General features: G+C 42.5%; 15 protein-coding genes and 1 pseudogene. 11 read left to right on the top strand and 5 right to left on the bottom strand.

Translation table 11 applies throughout. The annotated features are described in order from the left end of the window. The first annotated feature begins 51 nt into the window (after nt 1-51). A complete protein-coding gene (locus tag ACWXWT_RS10200) occupies nt 52-741 on the top strand; it encodes a DNA-3-methyladenine glycosylase I (RefSeq protein ID WP_456041477.1) in 690 nt (229 codons plus the stop codon). 10 nt (nt 742-751) lie between these two features. Here the strand turns inward: ACWXWT_RS10200 and ACWXWT_RS10195 are convergent, their stop codons facing one another. Further along, nucleotides 752-1,369 carry a TetR/AcrR family transcriptional regulator gene (locus tag ACWXWT_RS10195; protein WP_456041476.1) on the bottom strand — a complete coding sequence of 206 codons (618 nt, stop codon included), beginning with the start codon at nt 1,367-1,369 and terminating at the stop codon, nt 752-754. A 95-nt stretch (nt 1,370-1,464) separates the two neighbouring features. Here ACWXWT_RS10195 and ACWXWT_RS10190 point away from each other — a divergent pair, with 95 nt between their 5' ends. The 6 genes and pseudogenes from ACWXWT_RS10190 to ACWXWT_RS10165 all read left to right on the top strand — a co-directional run bounded on the left by ACWXWT_RS10190 (nt 1,465) and on the right by ACWXWT_RS10165 (nt 10,706). Beyond that, a complete protein-coding gene (locus ACWXWT_RS10190; protein ID WP_456041475.1) occupies nt 1,465-2,568 on the top strand; it encodes an MBL fold metallo-hydrolase in 1,104 nt (367 codons plus the stop codon). Between the two features lie 304 nt (nt 2,569-2,872). Further along, complete coding sequence (locus ACWXWT_RS10185; RefSeq protein WP_456041474.1) at nt 2,873-4,021, top strand: efflux RND transporter periplasmic adaptor subunit; 1,149 nt, start codon at nt 2,873-2,875, stop codon at nt 4,019-4,021. A 9-nt stretch (nt 4,022-4,030) separates the two neighbouring features. Next, nucleotides 4,031-7,186, top strand: a complete 3,156-nt coding sequence (locus tag ACWXWT_RS10180; protein ID WP_456041473.1) for an efflux RND transporter permease subunit — start codon at nt 4,031-4,033, stop codon at nt 7,184-7,186. Nucleotides 7,187-7,719: 533 nt separating this feature from the next. Next, nucleotides 7,720-8,259: a hypothetical protein gene (locus tag ACWXWT_RS10175; RefSeq protein WP_456041472.1), complete on the top strand. Its 540-nt coding sequence runs from the start codon at nt 7,720-7,722 to the stop codon at nt 8,257-8,259. Between the two features lie 364 nt (nt 8,260-8,623). After that, nucleotides 8,624-9,253, top strand: a pseudogene (locus tag ACWXWT_RS10170) (lytic transglycosylase domain-containing protein); the annotation flags it as partial. Nucleotides 9,254-9,386: 133 nt separating this feature from the next. Next, on the top strand, nt 9,387-10,706 hold the full coding sequence (locus ACWXWT_RS10165; RefSeq protein WP_456041487.1) for a M28 family peptidase: 1,320 nt from the start codon (nt 9,387-9,389) through the stop codon (nt 10,704-10,706). Between the two features lie 392 nt (nt 10,707-11,098). Here ACWXWT_RS10165 and ACWXWT_RS10160 read toward each other — a convergent pair whose 3' ends face one another. Beyond that, nucleotides 11,099-11,944: a 23S rRNA (adenine(2030)-N(6))-methyltransferase RlmJ gene (locus ACWXWT_RS10160; RefSeq protein ID WP_456041471.1), complete on the bottom strand. Its 846-nt coding sequence runs from the start codon at nt 11,942-11,944 to the stop codon at nt 11,099-11,101. Nucleotides 11,945-12,073: 129 nt separating this feature from the next. Between ACWXWT_RS10160 and ACWXWT_RS10155 the strand changes: the two genes are divergently transcribed. Then, complete coding sequence (locus tag ACWXWT_RS10155; RefSeq protein ID WP_456041486.1) at nt 12,074-12,850, top strand: class I SAM-dependent methyltransferase; 777 nt, start codon at nt 12,074-12,076, stop codon at nt 12,848-12,850. A gap of 495 nt (nt 12,851-13,345) precedes the next feature. Beyond that, nucleotides 13,346-14,749, top strand: a complete 1,404-nt coding sequence (locus tag ACWXWT_RS10150; protein ID WP_456041470.1) for a methyl-accepting chemotaxis protein — start codon at nt 13,346-13,348, stop codon at nt 14,747-14,749. A 210-nt stretch (nt 14,750-14,959) separates the two neighbouring features. Here the strand turns inward: ACWXWT_RS10150 and ACWXWT_RS10145 are convergent, their stop codons facing one another. The 3 genes from ACWXWT_RS10145 to ACWXWT_RS10135 all read right to left on the bottom strand — a co-directional run bounded on the left by ACWXWT_RS10145 (nt 14,960) and on the right by ACWXWT_RS10135 (nt 19,677). After that, entirely contained in the window at nt 14,960-17,092 is a 2,133-nt protein-coding gene (locus tag ACWXWT_RS10145) for a TonB-dependent receptor family protein (RefSeq protein ID WP_456041469.1), read from the bottom strand. A 615-nt stretch (nt 17,093-17,707) separates the two neighbouring features. Then, nucleotides 17,708-18,700 (bottom strand): lipase chaperone, encoded by a 993-nt coding sequence (locus ACWXWT_RS10140; RefSeq protein WP_456041468.1) that lies wholly within the window; start codon nt 18,698-18,700, stop codon nt 17,708-17,710. 5 nt (nt 18,701-18,705) lie between these two features. Further along, entirely contained in the window at nt 18,706-19,677 is a 972-nt protein-coding gene (locus tag ACWXWT_RS10135; protein WP_456041467.1) for an esterase/lipase family protein, read from the bottom strand. 816 nt (nt 19,678-20,493) lie between these two features. Between ACWXWT_RS10135 and ACWXWT_RS10130 the strand changes: the two genes are divergently transcribed. Both ACWXWT_RS10130 and mdoH read left to right on the top strand, forming a co-directional pair. Beyond that, nucleotides 20,494-22,173: a glucan biosynthesis protein G gene (locus tag ACWXWT_RS10130; protein ID WP_456041466.1), complete on the top strand. Its 1,680-nt coding sequence runs from the start codon at nt 20,494-20,496 to the stop codon at nt 22,171-22,173. A gap of 8 nt (nt 22,174-22,181) precedes the next feature. Beyond that, nucleotides 22,182-24,368 carry a glucans biosynthesis glucosyltransferase MdoH gene (gene mdoH, locus ACWXWT_RS10125; protein WP_456041465.1) on the top strand — a complete coding sequence of 729 codons (2,187 nt, stop codon included), beginning with the start codon at nt 22,182-22,184 and terminating at the stop codon, nt 24,366-24,368. Nucleotides 24,369-24,649: the final 281 nt, after the last annotated feature.

Raw genomic sequence — 24,649 nt, 5'->3', positions numbered from 1 at the left:
GTATTGGTATTATATGTTGCCGTGTCGTTGGTATTATTGTGAGGATATAGTGTGGCGAAGCTAGAAAAGTTTAATGACATATGGACGCGAGCTTGTGAGCGTAAAGGTGGCCCAGAAGCGGTAACGTCATTATTGCCACAAACCTTAACTGCTGATGAAATTCGCGAATATTCAGATGCTACTCTATTGTCAGCTCTCAGTAAGCAAGTGTTTCAAAGTGGCTTTGTTTGGCGCGTCGTGGTCAATAAATGGCCTGCTTATGAAAAAGCCTTTTTTGATTTTGAGCCGATGAAGGTGCTGATGTTATCACACGATCAAATTCAACAACGTGCCAGCGATCCTGAGTTGATCCGCCATCAAAAGAAAACTCAAGCCATAGTTGATAATGCTTATATGGTGCAAGCCATCAGTGCTGAATACGGTAGTTTTGCTCAGTTTATTGCTCAATGGCCAACGCACGATATTACTGGTTTATGGCAATCACTTAAAAAACGTGGAACTCGTTTAGGCGGAAATACCGGACCTTACTTTTTACGCACAATGGGTAAGGATACCTTTCTGCTTACCCAAGATGTGCAGGCCTATTTAACAGGGCATAAAGTAGTTGATGCGGGGTTTACATCGCAAACCGCTTTGCGCCAGTCCCAAGCGGCGTTTAATCAATGGCAACAAGAGTCGGGCATGAACTTAGCGCATATTAGCCGAATTATTTCACTTGGTGTCGGTGAAAACCGGGTGTAGCTTTATGTACTTATACTTGATATCGAGATAAGAACATGGCAACGATTTCCGCAGAGACTTCATCTTTTTGTTGGTTATTTAATGGCTTTTCTATTTGAAATATTAAAGGCCAAAAACATTGACCCTTAATTAAGCTTTGTAATTCTGTTTGGGCTTGATCAACATTGGTTACGCTTAAGCGGCCATCTTGAATTGCCGCTTTTATCCAACGTAAAGTGGCTGTTTCTTCTTCGATTATTTTCTTAATTTCTTCTTGAATTGCAGTGGTATAAAATAAATGCCCAATCACCATTCGTGATACTTCAATATGTTCTTCTGATTGAATGTAATCAATATCAATTCGCACCAATTGTTGCAGTTGCTCCGCTAAAGATTGATGTGAATTATATACTAAAGAGGGTTGAGCTAATGCTTGTCTCCATAAATCGGTCATTAAGCTAATAACCAAAGATTCTTTGGTCGCAAAATGATTGTATACCGTACGTTTAGATACCCCAGCCACTTGGGCTAATTTATCCATACTGGTGGCTGTCACCCCTAATTCTTTAAAGGTTGTTCTGGCAGCATCAATAATTGCGGATTTTTTAATTTGGCTGCGGCTTTTCTTTTCTGAGTTCATTGGCTTCATCTAAGCAATCTTATTGTAAAATATTATACTGAGGAGTTTACTTTTAAATAATTGACATTATACTACACCGTGTAGTTTACTTTTTGAAGCAATAAATGAAAATATTAATGAGCTTGTTATTAGTGTTTGGTGCATTAGTTATCATTATTTGGTTAAGCAAAGCACGGTTTGCTGGCACTAAAAGCAAGCCATTTGCCAATAGCGAAAAAACTTATCAAACAGGGCTAAGTAGTTTGTGGCCGATAGCCAAGGCATATTGGCAAACCCAGCGTCACGATCCTGTGCCAAAAGGAAGTGTTCCGTTGGTCATGCTCACTCAAAAAATATTGGCACAAGATCCTGAAGACGCCGTATATCGACTAGGTCATTCAACGTTATTAATGCGCATCGACGGTGAATATTTATTGATTGATCCAGTATTTAGTGAACGAGCATCTCCAGTTCAATGGGTGGGTCCAAAACGGTTTCATCAATCTCCTATCAGCATTGCTGATTTACCGGCGATAAAAACCGTTATCATCAGCCATGACCATTATGACCATCTTGATAAAAGCGCGATTGAGCAATTAGCAGCTAAAGTGCAGCATTTTGTTACTCCACTCAATGTGGGTCAGTATTTAACCGCTTGGGGGGTAGATCCTATTCAAGTGACCGAATTGGAATGGTGGCAGTCTGTTGAATTAAATGGCTTGAGTATTACGGCGACTCCCGCACAACATTTTTCTGGCCGCGGCTTGCTCGACCGTAACCAAACGTTATGGGCGAGTTGGGTGATCCAAGGGCTAAAACACAAAGTATTCTTTAGTGGCGACAGTGGTTATTTTAATGGTTTTAAACAAATTGGTGAGCGCTTTGGTCCCTTTGATCTGAGCATGATTGAAACGGGTGCCTATAATGAATTGTGGAGCGACATCCACATGTTACCGGAGCAAAGTTTACAAGCACATATTGATGTCGATGCTAGGGCAATGCTTCCTGTACATAATGGCACTTTCGATTTGGCATTACATGATTGGTTTGAACCTTTTGAACGAATTAGCCAATTGGCGAAACAGAATAACGTGACGTTGTTAACCCCTAAATTTGGTCAAGCCGTGACGTTAGCTAATCCGCAAGCGAGTGATTCATGGTGGCGAACACTAATAATTGATCCGCAAAAGATGGATGAATTAAATAAGATTGTCACGAACAACAACTAAGCTAGTGTACGAACGATGCATGTATAGAGTTAACTAAATATGTTAGCAAACAGTGGTGTTAATGAGGTAATAAGTCAAGTGTGTTTGATTAACCATTTTTTGTTCACAACCAATTAACAATTAAGCTTTAAATAACTGAAGCTTATTATTTATTTACAATTTATTGCGCATGGGTGAGTTGTTTGAAATTTAGACCTATGCGATAAAGAACCCAGAAAAATTTATCAGTTTAATATTAGTTATTTTCAAATGCGCAACTCAAGTTAGAGAATGCCATATTGATAGAATCGGAGTAGGAGCACCCATGCATAAAGCATTGAAAGTCGCCGCAGTAATTTCTGCAGCATTATGGATTACCGCTTGTGGAAAAGGGGATGTAAATGCCCAGTCACAACAACAACGTCCGCCTACTCCAGTTGGTGTGATGACTGTGGAAGCGGTACCGCAAGCGATTAAAGTTGAATTACCTGGCCGTAGCCGCGCATTTTTAGAAGCTGAAGTGCGTCCGCAGGTTTCTGGTATTGTGACTAAGCGAGCTTTTAAAGAAGGTAGCGAAGTTACTCAAGGTCAATCACTTTATCAAATTGACTCAGCCACTTATAAAGCGGCATTAATTAGCGCACAAGCCGATTTAGCTAGCGCCAATGCCGCGCTTGCCTCAGCTAAAGCCAAAGCCGCACGTTATGGGCAATTAGTGAAAACTAACGCCGTTAGTAAGCAAGACTTTGATGAAACCGAAGCGGCTTATAAAGAAGCTCAAGCCGCTGTTACAGTGGCAAAAGCTGCTATTAACACGGCCAACATTAATCTTGAGTACACTGAGGTTAAAGCACCAATATCAGGTCGTATTGGTAAATCATCTGTTACAGCAGGTGCGTTAGTGACAGCCAATCAGACTAATACCCTTGCAACGATTCAGCAGCTCGATCCAATCAATATTGATATTGTTCAATCAAGTGCACAATTACTGCGTTTAAAAGCAAATTTACGCTCAGGACAGTTACTTAAAAGTGACAATGCCAAAGTAACGTTAATGCTCGAAGATGGCAGCACTTATGATCATGAAGGCACGCTGCAATTTGCTGAAGTAAATGTTGATGAAACGACCGGTTCGGTAACATTACGTGCTGAGTTCCCTAACCCAGATGGCACTTTGTTACCTGGTATGTATGTACGTGCGCAGTTAAATGCTGGCCAAGATCCACACGCGATATTAGTGCCGCAACGTGCCATTACTCGTAACAACAAAGGCCAAGCCGTTGCAATGGTGGTTGATAAAGACAACCATGCAGAAATGCGCGTAGTGAAAACCGCAGAAGTGATTGCTAACAAATGGCGTATTGTTGAAGGGTTGTCGGTTGGCGATAAGCTTATTGTTGAAGGATTACAAAAAATTCGCCCTGGCGCTCCTGTAGCACCGCAAGTTTTAACGGCTGATCAACCACAAAAATAGGGATAAATTATGGCTCGCTTTTTTATTGATCGCCCTATTTTTGCTTGGGTGATTGCACTATTAATTATGCTTGCAGGTGTGTTGGCCATTAGAGGCTTACCCATAGCACAGTATCCAAGTATTGCACCACCAACCGTGGTTATCAGTGCTTTTTATCCTGGTGCTTCTGCCAAAACCATGGAAGACACCGTTACCCAGGTCATTGAGCAACGCATGACGGGGCTTGATCATTTACGCTATATCTCATCAACCAGCGATAGTTTTGGTAATGCAAGTATTACCTTAACCTTTAACGCTGAAGCTGATCCAGATATTGCGCAAGTTCAAGTACAAAACAAGCTGCAATCAGCCACACCTTTATTGCCTTCAGAAGTGCAACAACAGGGCGTAAAAGTGAACAAGTCAACATCAGGCTTTCTGATGGTGCTGGGTTTTGTGTCTGAAGATGGTTCGATGGGAAAAAGCGATATTTCCGACTATGTAGCGGCTAATATTCAAGACCCAATGAGCCGTGTACCGGGTGTCGGTGAGTTAACATTGTTTGGTGCCCAGTATGCCATGCGTATTTGGCTAGACCCACTTAAACTCACTCAGTACAACCTAACCAGTATTGATGTTACCGCGGCTATCAGTGAGCAAAATGCGCAAGTTTCAGCAGGCCAATTAGGTGGTGCGCCATCGGTTGCAGGACAAGAGCTTAACGCGACAATTTCTGCGCAAAGCCGCTTACAAACCCCCGAACAGTTTAGACGTATTATTCTTAAGTCTGATTCATCAGGGGCAAATGTCTATCTTGAGGATGTGGCTAAAGTTGAATTAGGTGCAGAAAGCTATTCTGTTGACTCTTATTATAATGGCAAACCTGCATCTGGTTTGGCGTTTAAATTAGCGACAGGTGCCAATGCGTTAGACACAGCAGAGGGCATTAAAGCTAAAGTTAATGAGATGAAGGAGTTTTTCCCGCAAGGGCTTAAAGTTGTTTATCCCTATGATACGACGCCATTTGTTGAGCAATCGATTGAAGGTGTTGTACACACATTGATAGAAGCCATTGTGTTGGTATTCTTGATTATGTATCTGTTTTTGCAAAACTTCAGAGCAACGCTGATTCCTACTATTGCTGTACCTGTGGTATTGCTGGGTACGTTTGCAGTGTTATCTGCGTCAGGCTTTACCATTAATACGCTCACCATGTTTGCGATGGTGTTGGCGATTGGTTTGCTGGTGGACGATGCGATTGTTGTGGTCGAAAACGTTGAACGACTGATGTCTGAAGAGGGCTTAAGCCCGCTGGAAGCGACGCGTAAGTCGATGGACCAAATTACTAGTGCGTTAGTGGGTATTGGTTTGACGTTGTCGGCGGTGTTCGTGCCAATGGCATTTATGTCAGGTTCTACAGGTGTTATTTATCGTCAGTTCTCCATTACGATTGTGTCGGCAATGGCATTGTCTGTATTTGTGGCAATTGTGCTGACGCCTGCCTTATGTGCCACGATGCTGAAACCGGTTAAAAAAGGCCATACTTACGCTGAAACCGGTTTTTTTGGTTGGTTTAACCGTAAATTTGATGCCATGACATCACGTTACGAATCAAGCGTTGGCAGTATATTGAAGCGTTCATTCCGCGTCATGTTGATATACGTGGGTTTGGTTGTTGCCGTGGCTTGGATATTCTTACGTATGCCAACCGCATTCTTACCAGATGAAGACCAAGGTATTTTATTTACCCAAGCTATTTTGCCTACAAACTCAACTCAAGAGAGCACGGTTAAAGTACTAAAAGATATAACCGATTATTACCTTACAGAAGAGAAAGATGCTGTAAATTCGGTATTTACCGTTGCAGGCTTTAGTTTTGCAGGTTCTGGTCAAAATATGGGGCTTGCGTTTGTTAGCCTAAAAGATTGGTCAACCCGTGAAGCCCCTGGGCAAGATGTGCAATCGTTAGCAGGTAGAGCGATGGGCCGCTTTATGCAAATAAAAGAAGCCTTAGTTTTTGCCTTTGTGCCGCCCTCAGTTATTGAGCTGGGTACCGCAAATGGTTTTGATGTGTACTTAAAAGATTTGAATGGTCAAGGTCATACCAAACTGATTGAGGCACGTAACCAGATGCTTGGTATGGCTGCGCAAAACCCTAACCTTGTAGGGGTAAGACCTAATGGCCAAGAAGATGCGCCTATGTATCAAATCCACGTCGATCATGCGAAGTTACGTGCATTAGATATTGATATCAATAATGTCAATAGCGTGTTGGCTACTGCTCTGGGTGGTTCTTATGTCAATGACTTTATTGATCGCGGCCGAGTGAAAAAAGTGTACGTGCAAGGTGAAGCGAAATACCGCATGCAGCCAAGCGACTTAGACACTTGGTATGTGCGCAATAGCCATGGTGAAATGGTACCGTTTTCGGCATTTTCTACAGGTTCTTGGGAATTTGGTTCACCTCAATTACAGCGCTTCAACGGTGTGCCTGCGGTAAACATTCAGGGTGCGACAGTTCCTGGTTACAGTACAGGTGCCGCAATGGATGCATTCGAAGAAATGGCTAAACAGTTACCTCCAGGTTACAGCTTAGAGTGGAATGGTTTGTCATACGAAGAGCGTTTGTCGGGCAACCAAGCTCCAAGCTTGTATGCGCTCTCTATCTTGGTTGTATTTTTGGTATTAGCAGCATTGTATGAAAGCTGGTCGGTACCTTTATCGGTCGTGTTAGTGGTGCCATTAGGTATTATTGGTGCGCTGCTAGCCATGAGCGCCCGTGGTTTACCTAACGACGTTTTCTTCCAAGTAGGCTTGTTGACTACAGTGGGGTTAGCGACTAAGAACGCCATCTTGATTGTCGAATTTGCTAAAGAGTATTATGAAAAAGGCTCTGGTTTAATCGAAGCAACATTACACGCAGTTAGGGTGCGTTTACGCCCTATTTTAATGACCTCACTAGCATTTGGTTTAGGTGTTGTGCCATTAGCGATTAGCTCGGGTGTAGGTTCGGGTAGTCAAAATGCCATTGGTACGGCGGTACTGGGTGGTATGATGTCATCTACATTCTTAGGTATTTTCTTTGTGCCGTTGTTCTTTGTGGTTGTTGAGCGTCTTTTCAATAAGCGTCAGAAACCGACTGAAGCGGAAGAAGACAAAGTAGATAGCGACAGAACCTCGGTTTAATCTGTAATTTGCTAATCATAAAAAGCCCAGTTTAACTGGGCTTTTTTGTATCTTATTGGCTGATAATTATACCGCTGTAATAAAAGCGACTCAGCGGTATAAAAAAACTCTTTTTAAAAGAATATTGAATGGATTTAACACAAGTAAACTTAAATTGTGCTTAAAAAACACCCGTCGACAATGGTGGTTATCTATATGAATTTAAATATTATTAATTTTTTGTCTGTATGGTTATTGAGCTAGTGTTGTTTGGTGGGTTTGTTATGGTTAATTTGCACTGAAATGGTGTTTAACATGGTTTTTTCTATGTCTGTTATGTTTGTAAGGTGTTGTTGTGTTGGTTTGAGGAATTGTATTAGTTAACCAAAAATCAGCGTATTTTTATTGCAAGCCAATGACGTAAGCCAACGGCATGTTTATTATCCACTTATTGTTTCGAGCTAAGGTTATTTAGCAAAGATATCAACAATAAAGATGAAATTTTGAGTGAATTATGATTATGATAGTACATAACAATAATAAAGGATTTCATCATGCAGGCGTTTTTTATTTGCCTCACACTAGCCGCAATTCTGGCATATCTTTGGTATGCCAGTTTACTTAAAAAGCGCTCTTCAGCCATTGAAGCGCTAAAAGTGATCGACTCAAAAATTGATAAAAGACTGACTTTGTTTACCGAGCTGTGTCAGGAAAAACCCTCTTATCCACGCCCGTTAACGGATGACCAACAAGCCCAATTACTGCACCTAAAACAACTGCAACCGCAACATGATTGGGAACAACCAATTGAAGAGTCTAATGTGAGTGATGGTTCGTTGTCGGTGTCGATTGCCGCTTGGCAGCAAATAGACCAAGGATTAGAGGATTTATTAGCAACAGTAAACAAAGATAAGTTATGTGCAGAGCAGCTTGCAGAGTATTTACAGCTAGAGCTCGATTTTGTTCATGCAGAGGATTTTTACCGTAAAGCGGTAGATGAGCTGAACAGTGGTGTCAAAATTTTCCCAGGTTCGGCGGTGGCTAAATTGGCTCATATCGCGCCGATGCCAATATTCGATCAAGTGCAGGAATAACCCTGTGATATGGCGTAATTTGCAGACGCTACACGGTATTGTTTTGTTTTTATTATGCGCTTGCATACCAGTACATGCCAAGCAAGTGGTTTCCCCCGCAGTGGAAGCGTTTGAAAAACCACAAATTAAAGCCAAGTACATTCCTGTTCCCGCTGCAGAAAAAAAACAGTTATCGTTGCAACAATCTCAAACGAGTACCGCAGAAAACTATCCTGCACCCATTATTGATAAATATAACGTTTTGAAACAACGCAACACTAAGCCTGTTAATGAGCAATCAATCAATGATCAGCTATCGTTGGATGCTGGCTATGTGGGTGATAAACCGCAAAGACGTACTTTGACCAATGATTATCCGTTAACTAAGTCGAGTACGGTATCGAGTAAGCCCCGTGTAAAAGCGAGTTATTCTGAAAATGGCATTGTTAGTGATTTAGGCGTTGAAAAGCGTAAAGTGTTTCAATACAAACAAACCAATGGGGTGATGGTGTTTAGCGATCAACAACCGCTGGATGCAGACTATCAAGTGTTATTGTACGAATGTTTCGCATGCCGAGTCGATTCGGTTATCGATTGGTATAAGATCCCACTATTTACCTCACATTTTGCTACCGATGTGGCTTTAGCTGCGCGGCAATATCAGCTTGATCCTGCGCTTATTCGAGCTGTAATTCATGCAGAATCAGCGTTTAAAATCGGTGCGTTATCCAAAGCGGGTGCCAAAGGCTTAATGCAATTAATGCCTGGTACAGCAAGCGATATGGACGTCGACGATCCTTTTAATGTTCAACAGAATATCCGTGGGGGTAGTCGTTATCTGGCGCAATTATTAAGCCAATTTAACGGCGACATAGACCTTGCTTGTGCAGCATACAACGCAGGCCCAACAACGGTGATCCAATATCGCGGTATACCGCCCTATCCTGAAACACAAGCTTATGTGAAGCGGGTAAAAATATTATTAAAACGCTACCAAAAAGCATTAGCCAGTTAATTTAAGGTATTTATCCATGAACCATTTAATTCATAAAGCACAACCTAAGCGGGTCAAACTCAGTCGTAACAACGGTTATTGTTTAGCGGGTATAGCAGGGTTGCTGTTATTGGGCGCTGTCGCGGTGCCCGCTATGGCTGCTGAGACACCATTGTTAGTCGCGCCATCGCAAGAGGACATGCGGTTGTATGATATTGCAAACGCGCCTCAAGCCCAGCGGATTGAACAAGATATTCGTACATTAGTCGGTTTTGGTACTCGACATACTTTGTCTGATACCACATCTGACACCCAAGGTATCGGTGCTGCAAGACGTTGGATTGAAGCTGAGTTTAATCGTATATCCAAAGAATGTGGTGGTTGTTTAGAAGTAGTGACAGTGGGTGACACTGTTCAAGGTAAGCGAATCGAGAACCCAACCGAAGTGGTTAATGTTATCGCGATTCAGCGCGGTAAAACGGATCCTAACCGTGTAGTGATGATGAGCGGCGACATTGATTCACGTGTTAGTGATGTGTTGGATGCCTCGTCAATTTCTCCTGGTGCTAACGACAATGCATCCGGTGTGGCAGGGGCGTTAGAAGCAGCGCGAGTATTATCAAAATACCAATTTAACGGCACTATTGTTTATGCTGCGTTGTCGGGCGAAGAGCAAGGTTTGTATGGTGGTAATATTTTAGCTGATTATGCTAAGGCGCAACATTGGCATGTTCAAGCGGTATTAAACAACGACATGATTGGCAATATCTCGGGTATCAATGGCGTGATTAATAACAGTAGCGTGCGGGTTTTTTCTGAAGGAGTGCGTTTTGCCGAAACAGCAGATGAAGCCAAAGCACGGTACTTTAGTGGTGGTGAGAATGATTCGGCTTCACGTAATTTAGCCCGTAAAATTAAATCGCTAGCCGACCAGTATATGACTAATTTAAATGTAGAACTCGTGTACCGCCTTGATCGGTTTGGTCGTGGTGGCCATCATTTACCGTTTAATCAGGCTGGTTTACCTGCTGTGCGGATTATGGAAACCAACGAGAACTATAATCGTCAGCATCAAGATATTCGTGTCGAAAACGGCATTGCTTATGGCGATGTGATCGAAGGGGTGGATTTTGACTTTTCCGCCAAACTGACCGCGCTTAATGCGATTAGTTTAGCGTCACAAGCGTGGGCGCCAGCGCCACCAACAAAAGTAACCGTTGCAGGGCAAGTATCACCAAGTACCACGTTAAGTTGGGCTGATAGTGATGATAAAACAGTTGTTGGTTATCGCATCTATTGGCGTTCAACTACTGTACCAGAATGGACCCATAGTCGTTATGTCGGCAAGGTTAATCAGTTCACGCTAGATAATATGGTTATCGACAATTATTTGTATGGGGTTGCAAGTGTTGCCGCTAATGGCAATGTTAGCCCTGTGGTATTCCCTGGTGCGGCAGGCGCATTTTTTAAGTAATGCTCAGTCATACCAATCCTATTAAATATGTGAACTGACCAGATATTTAATGAGATTGGTATCATATGTCAAAAAATAACATCAAGGTCGTGCTTCGCCCACACCCGACCAAAAAGGGGAAACTGCTTCCCCCTCTTGGCTCTCCCCCGCAGCTCCGACAAAGTGTTGACCCTCATAGCATAATAAAGCTCAGATGGTACATCCATGTCTCCCTGAGCCTGTGCCATCATCCATGATGTCACTACGGCATTTTCATCACGCTATTCCGGACACTTCGGACGGAGAACCATTGAGCCTGCAGGTTAATTCCATTTGAAATTCGTGTGTTGTTTCAATAAAGATAGTTAGCATCTGATACGACAATAAACTCACATCTTTGCGGGTAGAAAGTCTTACTCGCCGACTTCCCACTTTACTGTTGTGTAACCATCAGCGTGGCCGAGTAAAGGCGCTAAATAATCCAGTGTTTCTTTGGCGAGTTCATCTAATTGCCAAGGCGGATTAATCACCCATAAACCTGCCGCGGTCATACCAAACTCGTCACTGTCAGCACTAATTGCTTGCTCAATACGCAGCTGTTTCTTAATGCCGCTATTTTTTAGCAGGGTTAACATTGCCTCTGTTTGCTCGCGTTTAACCACGGGATACCATAAAAGAAATGTGCCTGTTGCAAAACGTTTGTGAGCTTTTATGATGGCTTGAGCAACATCTTGATAGTCAGTTTTCATTTCATAGCTAGGGTCAATTAATATCACTCCACGACGCTCTAACGGCGGCACGGCGGCAATTAATCCTTGTAAACCATCGCCTTTAATCGCTTTAACTTGTTTGTCTTCAACAAAGTAATCAGCTAGTAACTCGTGGTCAGTGCCATGTAATTCATGTAACACCATTCTATCTTGTGGACGAAGCTCTACATCTACAATAGCCGGTGAGCCAGGGTACACGGTTAACTCGCCATCAAACTCAGCATTAAAGTGCTTCACTGTTTCAACATAGTCGGCTAATGCTGTAGGTAAATTAGCGTGGTCCCATAATTTGGCTACGCCCTCTAAATACTCACCCGTTTTTTGGGCAAACTCATCGGTTAATGAATATGCACCTGCGCCTGCATGAGTATCGATATACACATAAGGCTTATCTTTTTTCTGCATCGCTTTTAATACTTGAATAAGCATTGAGTGCTTAAGCACATCGGCATAATTGCCCGCATGATAACCGTGACGATAACTGAGCATGGGAAGTTCCATTAACTATATGAGACAGCAAAAACTGTGTAATCGTTCATTATAAGTGGTCTTGGGCACAAGGTATAGGTGTTCACGGGTGATGCCATTTGGCATAATGATGTCGTTTCTTACATTGGCATGGTAATCATCTTGTTGCAGACACCTATCTTCTTTAATCAGCAGTATCCTTCATTAATCGATATCGCCCAACGTTGGCAGTTAGTGTGGGACAAAGACGCCGTGTTTGAATTGCGGTTTGAGCAAAATAGCTTGAGTTTGTATAAGCGAGACGAGCCTAAGCTCGACGGCATTAGCGTTGATTTTGTATCTGGTGCGGTGGCGCATCGTCGCAAATTTGGTGGTGGTAGAGGTCAATCGATTGCCAAAGCTGTTGGGCTCAAGCAAGGCGTAACACCAACCGTAGTCGATGGCACAGCAGGGCTTGGTCGAGATGCTTTTGTATTGGCCAGTTTAGGTTGTAAGGTCATTATGGTTGAACGTCATCCTGTTGTGGCAGCACTATTAGAAGATGGTTTACGCCGAGCTTATGAAGATGCCGAAATAGGCCATTGGATGCGCGATTTGATGAGCTTATTTCATGGCTCAAGTATTAGTGCATTAGCCGACGCCGCTCAGTCATCGGGCACCGAAATCGATGTCGTTTACCTCGACCCTATGTACCCGCATCGCGAAAAATCAGCCCTGGTTAAAAAAGAAATGCGCGTATTTCAAACCTTAGTTGGCGCCGATCTTGATGCCGATGGGTTGCTAGCTCCCGCAATGGCTCTCGCCACGAAACGAGTCGTCGTAAAACGCCCTGATTATGCTGAAGACTTAGACGGTGTTAAACCTAGTATGGTTATTGCAACCAAGAAAAATAGATTCGATGTCTATGTTCGCGCAGCGATGAAATAGTTTCTGTTTGTATTTTTACATTTCACTTCTGTGAATGTGTAAAAATCGGCTCTAGGCATCGTCAATATAGCGTACGGTATTCATTATTGATTTACTCGCGTTAAATCATGATACGACTATTCTATCGCTTAGTTTAGGATAATGTGATTTTTCAGTATGGGCGAGGGTTTGCTAAGCTTTTTTATTGTAAAGGTTAATGAATGGTATGTTTTTTTGTGGCAACATTTCACTCAATATTTTCATTTTTTCGTAGCGTATTGGCCTTTAATGTGCGTTACCGCTTTGTAATTAATTGGTTGCAATAAGTGTGGTGTGTGACTTTTTTGCGTGATCTAGACAACAATTTTGTGATTTAGAAATACCTGATACAAATAGTCATATATTATTTATTGCATTAACGTAGTTGTGTTTACATGTATTCTTTATTGCCGACTGAACGAGCGTTGCTCGCTTCGGTAATGACTGGTCATTTGTGGATTTTTTGGAGATATCATTGTGAAACAAGTTGCATTCCGCTGGATTGATAAATATTTAATTAACGTACAATTAAAGGAAAGTTTTCTTGTTCTTTTTTTTGCTGCAGTGTTCGCCGTTGTCGTCATGGGCGTTAGTCTTGCTGATGCAGCATCTTCACAGAGCAAAATAGAAGCACAAAAACAAGTGGACTTGATTGCTGAATTGGCGTCAGCGAATCAATTATCTGCATCGGAACTGTCACCATTATTGCAAAATACAGCCATTAACATTGGGCGTAATACAGATGTCTCTGCACAGGTTTCAGGGCAGAATTATTCATTAAGTTATGTTGATGACATTAGTTTTCTGCCTGAGTTAGGTCTATGGCATATCGTTGCTATTAGCTTGAGTTTATTGTTGATGTTTGGTTGCTCTTATTATATTAATACCTTTATCGGTGGCAGTATATTCGATATTTATCATGCATTAAATAGGCTAGCTGAGGGCGATCTTGCTGCTCGTATTGGTTATGCTCCAGCACGTAATGAGTTTAATTTAATAGCAAGAACCGTTGATAGAGTGTCAGAGCGCGAGCATTTACTGGTAAAAACTACTCAAGAAGCGGTTGCGTTGATCCAACAGATTAGTGCTCAGTTACGTGTCCGTAGTGATGAGAATTCAACGTTAGCCAGTGTGCAGCAAGATCGTATTGATTCTCTAGCCAGTGCCACAGAAGAGATGGCCGTGTCGATTCGAGAAGTGGCTAGTCATGCTCAAGAGTCGTCAACACAGATATCGCGCGCCACGGAAAAAACCACTCAAGGGCAAGCCCAGATCCAAAAAACGTTGGTTGAAATTAATCAATTAGCAGGCGAGGTTCGTGGTACTTCTGTTGCTGTTGCAGAATTGGATTCGAGTGCGACTGAAATTGGTGAGGTGATTGCAACGATTAATGCTATTTCTGACCAAACAAACTTACTCGCCCTTAATGCTGCTATTGAAGCCGCCAGAGCAGGCGAACAAGGTCGTGGATTCTCAGTAGTTGCAGATGAAGTAAGAACCTTAGCGGGTAGAACTCAAGCTGCTACCGTAGAGATTCAAAAAATTATTGAAACGCTGCAGACTAATAGCCGTGGTGTAATGAGCGTGATGGCAAAAACGGTTAAAGAAGCTGAATCAAGCGAACAGTTAATGACAAGTGCAAGCCAAAATATTAGTGAGATCGCGGAGCAAAACCAACATATCTCTGACAGAAGTTTGGAAATTGCAGCTGCTGCTGAAGAGCAAGGTGCTGTGGCGGATAATATTGCCAATGACGTTGATTCAGTCCGTGGTAGCTCTATTCAAGTGATGGAGTTGGTGAATATGACCGCAAAAGAAATCGAGAGTTTGAGCCGTCAGGCGGATGTGCTGGAAGGTTTGATGAAGGATTTGATTATTTAAGGTTATTTAGATTGGCTACATGTTTGTGTTGCTGATCGTAGGGCCACCTAACTCTTTTCGGTGGCCACTCCATTTCTACAAGCAATACGATCATCAATACGATAACTAGTAGAACAAAGCCTCAGCATTAATGCTGAGGCTTTGTTGTTTACAACATGTTGATTATTATTCAGTTAAAACTGAAAACATCTATATTAGAAACAATATCGATTAGAAGGTGTAACCGACATCTAAGCTCAGTGAGCGACCCGATGCAGGCACTCGTCCTGCTGGCGATACATCTAAGCCTCTAAAGTAGTATTCGTTATCAAATAGATTATTGACGGATAATCCCACTTTTAGGCCATGATTATCTTGTTTGAAAAACTCAGTACCAATATTGAAGTTAACCACGGTATACGCAGGTACTTCTCCCGATGTACCAGATACATTCTCCTCAACTGTGTTAGCTAAATCGGCAAATGATTTACTGTAATAAAATGCCATTAATCCTAAATCGACATCCTTAATACTGTATAAAGCACTAGCAGAAAGTTGATGTTTAGACACATAAGCCAATTCGTTACCGGCAAATTCTCCATCAAGTTGTTCGGTATCTAAATAGTTGTATGCACCCGTTAGAACCAGATCTGGTAGCGACATAGGTGAGTAAGTGCCTTCTAGCTCAATACCTTGGTTACGAGTTTGACCAATATTGACGAACAGACTAACGTCACCGTCGTACTCTATTTTATTTTCAAAATCGATACGATAAGCCGCAATACTTAAGTTACTGCGCTCTGTTGGGGTAAAGCGTACGCCTGCTTCATAGTTCCACGATAGCTCAGATTCCAGGGTTTGATCTTTAGGCCATAATTGTGAAATTTGCGGCGTTCTCAATGAGCGTTGAGCATTGGTATACGCAAACCAATTTGAACTGAATTCGTAACCTAAAGTGATGCCAGGAAGCCACTCGGTCACGTGATTATCTTGGCTATAGCCTTGTCCAACATTGGTAAAGGTCATGCGGACATCTTCATATCTTATGCCAGGGGTAACCGACAATGTGTCGTCAAAAAATCCCACTTTATTACTCACATAGTAGGCCATGGCATTAGTATCCATTTGCCAGTCACGCGGACGCGTTGCAGTTTGAGTCGATTTTTCTATATGGTTGAGCTGGTAGCTAATGTCTTCATTAATATAACGAGCACCGGCGATAATGTGCTGACTAATATCACCATCAATAAGCAAGCTTGCCGTTGGCTCAATGCCAAACACGGTAAAGTCGCGTGGAGAGTTACGCAGATGAGTGGCTTCTTGCGTAGTATCACTCCAGCTAGTCCCTAAATTACCGTCGGTGTCTTTGCTTGAGTCATAAAAATCCCACTGAAAATTACGTGAACTCTTATTACCAAATACTCTGAGATCAATCTCACCATAATCGATAATTTTCGAATCATCGAGAACATGGCTATATTTCAATGACACTCGTTTAGTATTGGCATTAAATTCATCATTAGGGCGTAGAGATTGTTCTCGATCAGCTTCATATGCGGCAGTATTTAAGGCACCTGGTAGCTCAGAAAAAGCATCGTAATATTGTAACGTGGCATCTAAGCTGTTTTGCCCATCGATATTCCATAGGGTCTTTAACATTAGGTTTTTAATGTCGGTTTCGGAGTGTTCACGAAACGATTCCCCTTTGGTGATGTTGCCATCAAAACGCATCGAAAAATCTTCATTAACCGCGCCGCCAGTGCTGACGTTAGTATCAAATAAGGTATTACTGTCACCAAAGAAGGTCATGCGTTCATTAAGGCTGGTTTCCCAGTCTGTTGGGATTGGCTTTGAAATAAGGTTTATAACTCCGCCAACGTTGTTAGGGCCATATTGAATCGATGCTCCGCCGCGTGCTACATCAATTCTATCTATCATAAATAAGGTGGCAGGGAATAATGACTGGCCAGTGTGCCCATATGGCGCAAGTGTCATTGGGATCCCATCGAGTAAGACTTGGGCGTAGCCACTGCGACTGCTGTCTAAGCCTCGTACGGATATGTTAGGTAAAACCCCAGTGCCCGTTTCGTCTTTAATTTTAATCCCAGGGACTTGTTGTAATGCCGTGTCAATTGATCTGGCTGCAGTGCGCTCTATTTGATCAGAGGTAATAATTGAACGGTTTCCGGTATAGGTTTTTAAATCCGCCACTTCAGAATTGCCCAATAAGCTCCCCGTCACCACTATGACTTCTGGTTTGGCTCCTAGCGGATTTGTTTCTGCAAAAGCTGACGAGCTGGCAAGGCTTGCCGCAATGGCCACCGCAACGGTGGTCAAAGTGAATCCGGATTTTTTAGTTAACATGTATATTCCCTAAGTGTCATTTGGTCTGGTTTTATGTTTCAAGTAGGCTTTACATGTTTAAAAGTCATGCTGAATTTCAGCAATCAACATGCGTTAGTGACCGCCAGTTGGTTATTTTTACGTTTTATTGATGGAATGTTTTGCGATGGGGAGAGGTCTGAGTTAACAATCCCTAAAACAGTTTTTTGATTGCTTAATTTCACTTTCAACAAGTCATTGGGCCGCATAAAATGTCAAATGTTGGTATTAATTATGATAATTATTCGCATTTACACCCAATGGGTCAAGTCATTTGTTCTAACTCATATTGTTTTGCCACTTTATTCTCGCACTCCATTCATTTTTTAACAGCGACCTTCCAGTCTTAATAAGGGGTAGGGCCATGTAGTGTGAGTTCTATAGTGGAATGTAAATTTTCATACGCTAATGATTTTTCAGCTTTATGGCTATTTAACGGCTTTGCTCCAAACCATTAATACTTTTGGATTCATGTGGCTGTTGAGTGCATTGAGTTATCGTCACTGGGGATATTTGACTGTAGGGATATCAACTAGCAAACCAAGCTTGGATGATGGTAAGCCATCTATTGTTAGGTTTACGTTGTAGACCACTCAATCAAGGGGTGATTAGCTCAGGATGATTAAGAAACACGGCTAAGCGTTTTTGTTCATTAGGGGTAAATTGTTGCTGTTGATATTGTGCTAAAGCCTGTTGTTGCTCTTTGGCTGACAAATGAGCTATTTGCTGTTGATAAGCTTGATATAGGGTAATTTTATGTTGCCATTGCACATTGGTATTTTGAGTTGCTTGTACTCGCTCAATCACTTCTTGGCTGATCTCTGTGTTTATTCCTGTTAACACGTTAGCAGGAGACGTTTCGCCCTGTTGTTGTGATCCCTTTAAATAAGCGCTGATATCATTGGCTATTAGTGTTGGCGTGAGAGCTTGGCGTTCTTCTTCATCCAGTTGGCTGATTTGATGAGCGAGTAACTGCGCTTTTTGTTCTATGGTTAAACTACTATCTTGTCGAATTCTAAGTCGCTCAAATGCTTGTTGATCATACTTGTTGTCTTTGGCAAAAAAAGCGTCTATTTCGAGTTCCGAAAAATAGCGTTGCTGCAATAGATGAGCCTGTTCGATAAAGTCAAACGTTATGGCTAAATCAATATCGCTATCTATTGCTGGGCTGGTATCTTTTAGAGATGATAATGCTATTTTATAATCTCGATAACGCTGAAATAATGCAGTAAGTTGAGCGTGAGCATCGGCACTAAGATCAAGTTTATTCGCTAATCTAGACAATAGGTTATCTAGCGAGGTTGCATTATCTTGATGTTGCAAAATGATGTCGTCAAAATCCCAGCGTAGTGCTTGAGATAATAACAGTGGCTTACCTAATTGTTCCGTGCCAACGGGGTTATTTATCTCTGTCGTTTCTGGGGTGAATAATGTTGAGTTATGCTGAACTGTAGGTGATTTTTCCGAGGCCAATAGCGCTGTTTGGTGTTTATTCATCAATGACGCGATAAAAAACACGCTAAAAAGGGCGAGCAAAAATATGCCCACCCATAAACGTGGATTTGATAATAATGAGAATCCACGTTGCATCTTGTTTATAACCCTAATTGTTGTAAACGATTAAGATGTTGGCGGTATAAGGTCTCTGGGTTAGTTTCAAACCAACTAACAAGCCCTAACGTTTGGTTCACCTCATCTAAATGGTTCATTGTATAGTTGTCTTTAATCACTTTACCTAAATGAGAACTACAGGCAGAGACTAAACCGTCATTCGGTTCACCAAAAACTAAGCTGGTTAAACTCAGTGGATAATCCGATGGATCAACAACATGAGTTAATGGGCTCGTGCCCGACCAAGAAAAATAATGCACGCCATTATTTGCTAACTGTTGGCCTTGACCGCAATATTGGCTTGGTACACCTTCAGGATATGCTTGATTAAATGTTACAGAGCCTTGGGTGGTTAGAGATGTCATTGCTGCGATGCTATTTGCGGGTAAACCGTTATTACCTGATATACCGGCAATAATACCTGCTAACAAGTTAATGCCTTGTTGTGCAAGGTATTCTGTGTTGGAGTCTGCGGGAATGATCCCACGGGCTAAATCGGCAACACGGCTGCCCCAATTAACCCCACCAATTGATGTTGCCGAAGCCACCATTTCTGGGCTAACGCTTGCGACATAGCGAATCGTTGGACCACCATGGCTATGGCCAATTAAGTTAACTTTTTCCGCCCCTGTTTGTGCTAGTACTGCTTGAACAAAAGTACGCAACTGCTCCCCTCTCACCTCGCTTGAATTAGCCGGTGACACGCTAGCAACAAACACTTGAGCACCTTGTTGACGTAAGGTTTGCGGTATTCTGTAAAAGTAGTCAATGCCCCAAATATCATCAAAGCCAAATAAACCATGAACGAGTACCACAGGGTATTTTGTTCCTTGTGCATAAGCTTGTTGTGGCGAAAGCGATAGTAGCGTCACACCCGCTAAAAATAATGCGCTAAGTGTGGCGGACTTAATCTTTACTCGTTTTATTAATATTTTTAATACACTGTTTTTCATCATTTTTCCTCCCCAAAGGTGCAATGATGTATTGCATATGATGTGTAAATCTTGCTGATTCTCGATTCTATTTAATACATGATCGAGTAAATTAGTATTAACGTATGCTTAACAATTAAACAAGGGTTAAAATTTGCACAGTTGTGTTATGAGGCACAGTTTGTTTGCTGTTTAAAACGCAGGTGTTTTCTAAGGCTTATGCATTATCCTCGTTACTGAAGATTTTAATACGACAACATGTTGGTCTTACTTTTTTTGATAATGAGAATTATGAGGTAACGAAGATGTTGCAATTTATGGGCGATAATTGATGGCAAGGCCAAGTAGCTTACGCAATGAACCAAGAAAGGAGTGACGTTGCCAAGAGATATGTTTTTAGCGCAGAGGTGTCACGTTTTAGAATCCATTGGTAGACCATATGGCAGGTTCGTGGTCATGTTAGTGACGTTAAATACTGCCATTAACGCATAATAACAAGGTGCATCAAATTGAAAACCTGAGTGACGCTGATTGCTCACAAGATTAATGGAACGAGTGTTAATCTTGTTTGTATTGAAGGATATCTGGACTGCCATTAACTTTTCATTAGATGGGCGTTAATGGATTGATTTTTGTCTTCATTTAATACGCTATTTGGCTATATCAATAGATTAAAATGTTATAGGTGCTAATGGAGTTTCTTGATGAATACTTGTGCAAAATTTTGGCGTTCTGATATCGTTCGCGAAATAGAGCATAGGGTTGTGTACCAAGACATTTTGCCGCAATAACCGCTCTTGAACTCGCATATCAACGCTGTATTTTTTTAGGTAGCCTATTATGGTTAGCTTACTGAGTAGTCGTACTTCGGCCTCATCTCAAACTATCAAAAAATCACTAACGTGTTTGTCGTTAGCTATAGCTGCAGGGTTTTGTTTTAATCTTGCTGCACAAGAACCCACTCCGCCGATCATTGCACCAACATCGCCTATCGTAACCATACCGTTGCAAACTTATGCAGATGAACAAGCGATTGTGAAATCACCTAATAATCTGAACACAGAAACCAAAGTACGTTTTGCCAAAACGGCTAATTTTGACTCTGATTCGGTGGTTAAGATCGCGCGTAAATTAGCGCAAAACCCCTATGTGGAACTTAAAGACCCATTACCACCTGGGTTGGCTAAAATTTCTTACGATGAATATCGCGACATTCGCTTTAAGCCAGAAGCTTCTATTTGGAAAGCCGAAGGTTTGCCATATCAAATGCAATTGTTCCATCGGGGGTTTTATTTCCAAGACTTGATTGAAATTGCCCTAGTTGAAGGTAAACAAGCCAGCCATTTAGCCTATAACTCAGAATTTTTTACTGCAGGTGATGTGTTAAGTCAGCGGTTACCGACCCAAGATATTGGCTATTCGGGTTTACGTATCCATTATCCGCTCAATACCCCTGCGTATTTTGATGAGCTTATGGTATTCCAAGGGGCGAGTTATTTTCGTGCATTGGGTAAAGGCAACGATTACGGCTTGTCTTCAAGGGGGTTAGCGTTAAATACCGCTGAACCAGAAGGCGAAGAGTTTCCAATATTTCGTGCTTTTTGGGTTGAACGCCCAAATACCGACAGTAACTTAATTGTGGTACATGCATTGTTAGACAGCCCTAGTGTTGCAGGAGCATATCGATTTTCAGTAAGACCGGGTGAAAACACTCATATAGATGTGGAAGCGACCTTATTTCCGCGCAAAGAGTTAGTAAAAGTCGGTTTAGCGCCTAGCACCAGTATGTTTTTACATTCAATGAATGGTCGTCAAAACACCGATGACTTTAGACCTGAAGTGCATGATTCTGATGCGCTATTGATCTTAAATGGTCGTGGCGAGCGTTTATGGCGTCCGCTGGCTAATCCAAAGCAATTGCAAGTGAGTGCCTTTATGGACAACTCGCCTCAAGGGTTTGGCTTAATTCAGCGTGAACGCAGTTTTGATGCATATCAAGATCTCGAAGCCCACTACGAGCGTCGCCCAAGTTTATGGGTTGAACCTGTCGGAAATTGGGGCGCGGGTGAGGTAGTGTTAACCGAAATTCCAACCGACTCTGAAATTCATGACAACATCGTCAGTTACTGGAAACCTAAACAACCTATTGCAGCGGGTAGCGAGTTTCATTTTACTTATCGATTAATTTGGGGCAACGAGCCCGAAGTTGACGATGGTACCGTGATTGTTGCCCGAACTGCCAGTGGTCGAGCTGATATCGCTAAAGCCACACCAAGGCGTTTATTTGTTATCGACTATCAAGTTAAAGAAGGCAATAACGATGAAATTCCGGTCGCCAAAGTGCAGAGTTCTGCCGGTGAAGTGACCAATGTGGTGGTGTCTCGTCAGCCTAAAACTAATGGCTATCGTTTGGCATTTGAAATGGATCCACAAGATGCTGAATTGATTGAACTACGTGCTGAGCTTAAGTTTACTGGCCCACGCGATGTAGAAACCTGGCTTTATCGTTGGACTAAGTAGTAGCAAACATGATGCAGACTGAATCTACTATTAGCGACATTGAAACCACACTGGTTGGCGGTACGGCTATGCCGTTAGAACGGCCAAGCCCAATGGAGCCGCAAAGTTTACGTGCGTTGTCAGAAGGCATGCCACGAAAGAGTATTATCGCCAATGGGGTAAAGTCAGACGGCTTACGCCGACTTTTAGTGGTTGGCAGTGCTGTTATTATGTCGGCTATGGCTATTTACGAGATGGTATCGGTATTTAATGTCGGCGGTGTAACCCCGCTGGAATACATCGTTTTAGTCTTGTTTGCAGTTAACTTTTGTTGGATAGCATTGGCATTTAGTGGCGGCATAGCCGGCTTTATTATGCTCCTCAAAAAGCCATCTACAGAAATCGCCGAAAGCGTAAAATTGCATACCCGCACCGCGATATTAATGCCGACATATAACGAATCCCCCGATCGCGTTTTTTCCGCTGTCGAAGTAATGGCAATGGCATTGGTTGCGTCGGGAGAAGCACATGCTTTTGACTGGTTTATATTAAGCGATACTACCGACCCCGATATTGCGTTGGCGGAAGAGCAGGCATTTTTAATATTGCGTCATCAAGTGAGCAAAGATGCGCGGGTGTATTACCGCCGTCGTCGTAAAAATGATGCCCGTAAAGCCGGTAATGTGGCTGACTTTTGTAAACGCTGGGGCGCCCGATACGATCACTTATTGGTGTTAGACGCCGACAGTTTAATGGAAACCCACACTATCGTCAGTCTCGCTCAGCGGATGCAGGCCGATCCAGATGCTGGGCTTATCCAAACCATTCCGTATTTAATCAATGGCAACACCTTAATGGCGCGGTTACAGCAATTTGCAGCGCGTATTTATGGTCCGGTTATTGGTACTGGTTTATCTTGGTGGACCCATAAAGAAGGTAACTTTTGGGGCCACAACGCCATTATTCGCACTCAGGCTTTCATGAGCGCAGCAGGGTTACCCAACCTTGCAGGAAAACCGCCTTTTGGCGGTCATATCATGAGCCACGACTTTGTTGAGGCGGCGTTGATTCGTCGTGCTGGTTGGAGCGTAGTGATTGCAGCCGATCTTCCTGGGTCTTACGAAGAATGCCCTCCGTCTATTATCGATTTAGCGGTGCGCGATCGTCGTTGGTGCCAAGGTAATTTACAACACTCGCGGGTGTTGTTTGCCAAAGGATTGCATTGGGTGAGCCGTTTACATTTGCTCTCTGGGATTATGGCCTACTTGTCATCTTCCTTTTGGCTATTGCTTATTTTGTCTGGGTTAATGCTGGCATTACAAGCACACTTTATTCGCCCAGAATATTTTACTGATCAGTTTTCGCTATTTCCTACTTGGCCAGTAATGGACTCAGACCGTGCATTACGCTTGTTCTATATCACCATGGGAATATTGTTTGGCCCCAAAATATTTGGCGTGTTGTTATTACTGAAAAATAGCAAGATGAGCCGGCAATTGGGTGGTCGGGGTAAGGTGATGATTAGCGTAGTGGTGGAAGTTATTTTATCGGCACTTATCGCACCAATTATGATGCTTATTCATTGTGGAGCTGTAATATCGATTTTAGCCGGACGCGACAGTGGCTGGGCGCCACAACGACGTGACGATGGCAGCTTACCTTGGTTAACTCTGATTTATCGCCATCGTTGGCATATGTTAATTGGAGTGCTATTGGGTTACGCGGCTGTATTGGATTCGCTTACTTTACTCGCTTGGATGAGCCCTGCGCTAATCGGTTTATGGCTGGCTGTGCCGCTTTCTGCCATGACAGGTTCGGAACGTTTGGGGTTGTGGGTCAAGCGTATGCACATTTTGGCCACTCCTGAAGAGATATGTCCGCCAAAACTTAGCCTTGAGTCGCTATCTCGTCGTGAAGAATATAGTAATGCAATTGCCCAACCGTGGACCTTATCAAGGTTGTTGCAAGGCCCTGAGTTAATGGCACTTCATTTAGACATTATTGATAAAAGGCCACACCGTTTACCCGGTTCTGCGGTTGAGTCACTCGAAGCCATTACTCGAGTAAAAGTACAAGAAGCACAATGCCAATATAATATTGTCGACCTATTTACGCGCCAAGAGTTAGCGTATCTGCTGGGTAATCCTTTACTCTTAAAGGACTTACAAAAGCTTCCTGAGCAATTTGTGTCGGAGGATTTAGTGTATTTCTGTTAAATGTGTAATGGTTACAGTGTATATTTATGTTGATGGATTAATGAAGTTTTGATCTCAAGTACAGAGGTTTGTGACTTGATTTATGTTTAGTTACCCGCTTAGTTGGTGACTCATTCGTTAATCAATGGCACTAGTCTTTTTGATATAAGTGTCTTTATACCAATCCTATTAAATATGTGATCTTTCAGCGGGAGTTCAAAGTGCTGTAGGCAAGGCAGATGATTGAAGCGAATAGTGATCCTCGGTAACAAGCTCCTGCGTTACTCTACCTCCAGCATCTG

Source organism: Shewanella sp. A22 (genome assembly GCF_053850585.1).
Note: the sequence above shows the minus strand (reverse complement) of the source record. Positions and strands in the feature narration are given on the sequence as shown.

What these genes read in the sequence shown, in the direction of transcription:
- ACWXWT_RS10195 (WP_456041476.1), bottom strand. Translation starts at nt 1,369, where the DNA reads ATGAAGCCAATGAACTCAGAAAAGAAAAGCCGCAGCCAAATTAAAAAA.
- ACWXWT_RS10190 (WP_456041475.1), top strand. Translation starts at nt 1,465, where the DNA reads ATGAAAATATTAATGAGCTTGTTATTAGTGTTTGGTGCATTAGTTATC.
- ACWXWT_RS10185 (WP_456041474.1), top strand. Translation starts at nt 2,873, where the DNA reads ATGCATAAAGCATTGAAAGTCGCCGCAGTAATTTCTGCAGCATTATGG.
- ACWXWT_RS10180 (WP_456041473.1), top strand. Translation starts at nt 4,031, where the DNA reads ATGGCTCGCTTTTTTATTGATCGCCCTATTTTTGCTTGGGTGATTGCA.
- ACWXWT_RS10175 (WP_456041472.1), top strand. Translation starts at nt 7,720, where the DNA reads ATGCAGGCGTTTTTTATTTGCCTCACACTAGCCGCAATTCTGGCATAT.
- ACWXWT_RS10165 (WP_456041487.1), top strand. Translation starts at nt 9,387, where the DNA reads ATGGCTGCTGAGACACCATTGTTAGTCGCGCCATCGCAAGAGGACATG.
- ACWXWT_RS10160 (WP_456041471.1), bottom strand. Translation starts at nt 11,944, where the DNA reads ATGCTCAGTTATCGTCACGGTTATCATGCGGGCAATTATGCCGATGTG.
- ACWXWT_RS10155 (WP_456041486.1), top strand. Translation starts at nt 12,074, where the DNA reads ATGGTAATCATCTTGTTGCAGACACCTATCTTCTTTAATCAGCAGTAT.
- ACWXWT_RS10145 (WP_456041469.1), bottom strand. Translation starts at nt 17,092, where the DNA reads ATGTTAACTAAAAAATCCGGATTCACTTTGACCACCGTTGCGGTGGCC.
- ACWXWT_RS10140 (WP_456041468.1), bottom strand. Translation starts at nt 18,700, where the DNA reads ATGCAACGTGGATTCTCATTATTATCAAATCCACGTTTATGGGTGGGC.
- ACWXWT_RS10135 (WP_456041467.1), bottom strand. Translation starts at nt 19,677, where the DNA reads ATGATGAAAAACAGTGTATTAAAAATATTAATAAAACGAGTAAAGATT.
- ACWXWT_RS10130 (WP_456041466.1), top strand. Translation starts at nt 20,494, where the DNA reads ATGGTTAGCTTACTGAGTAGTCGTACTTCGGCCTCATCTCAAACTATC.
- mdoH (WP_456041465.1), top strand. Translation starts at nt 22,182, where the DNA reads ATGATGCAGACTGAATCTACTATTAGCGACATTGAAACCACACTGGTT.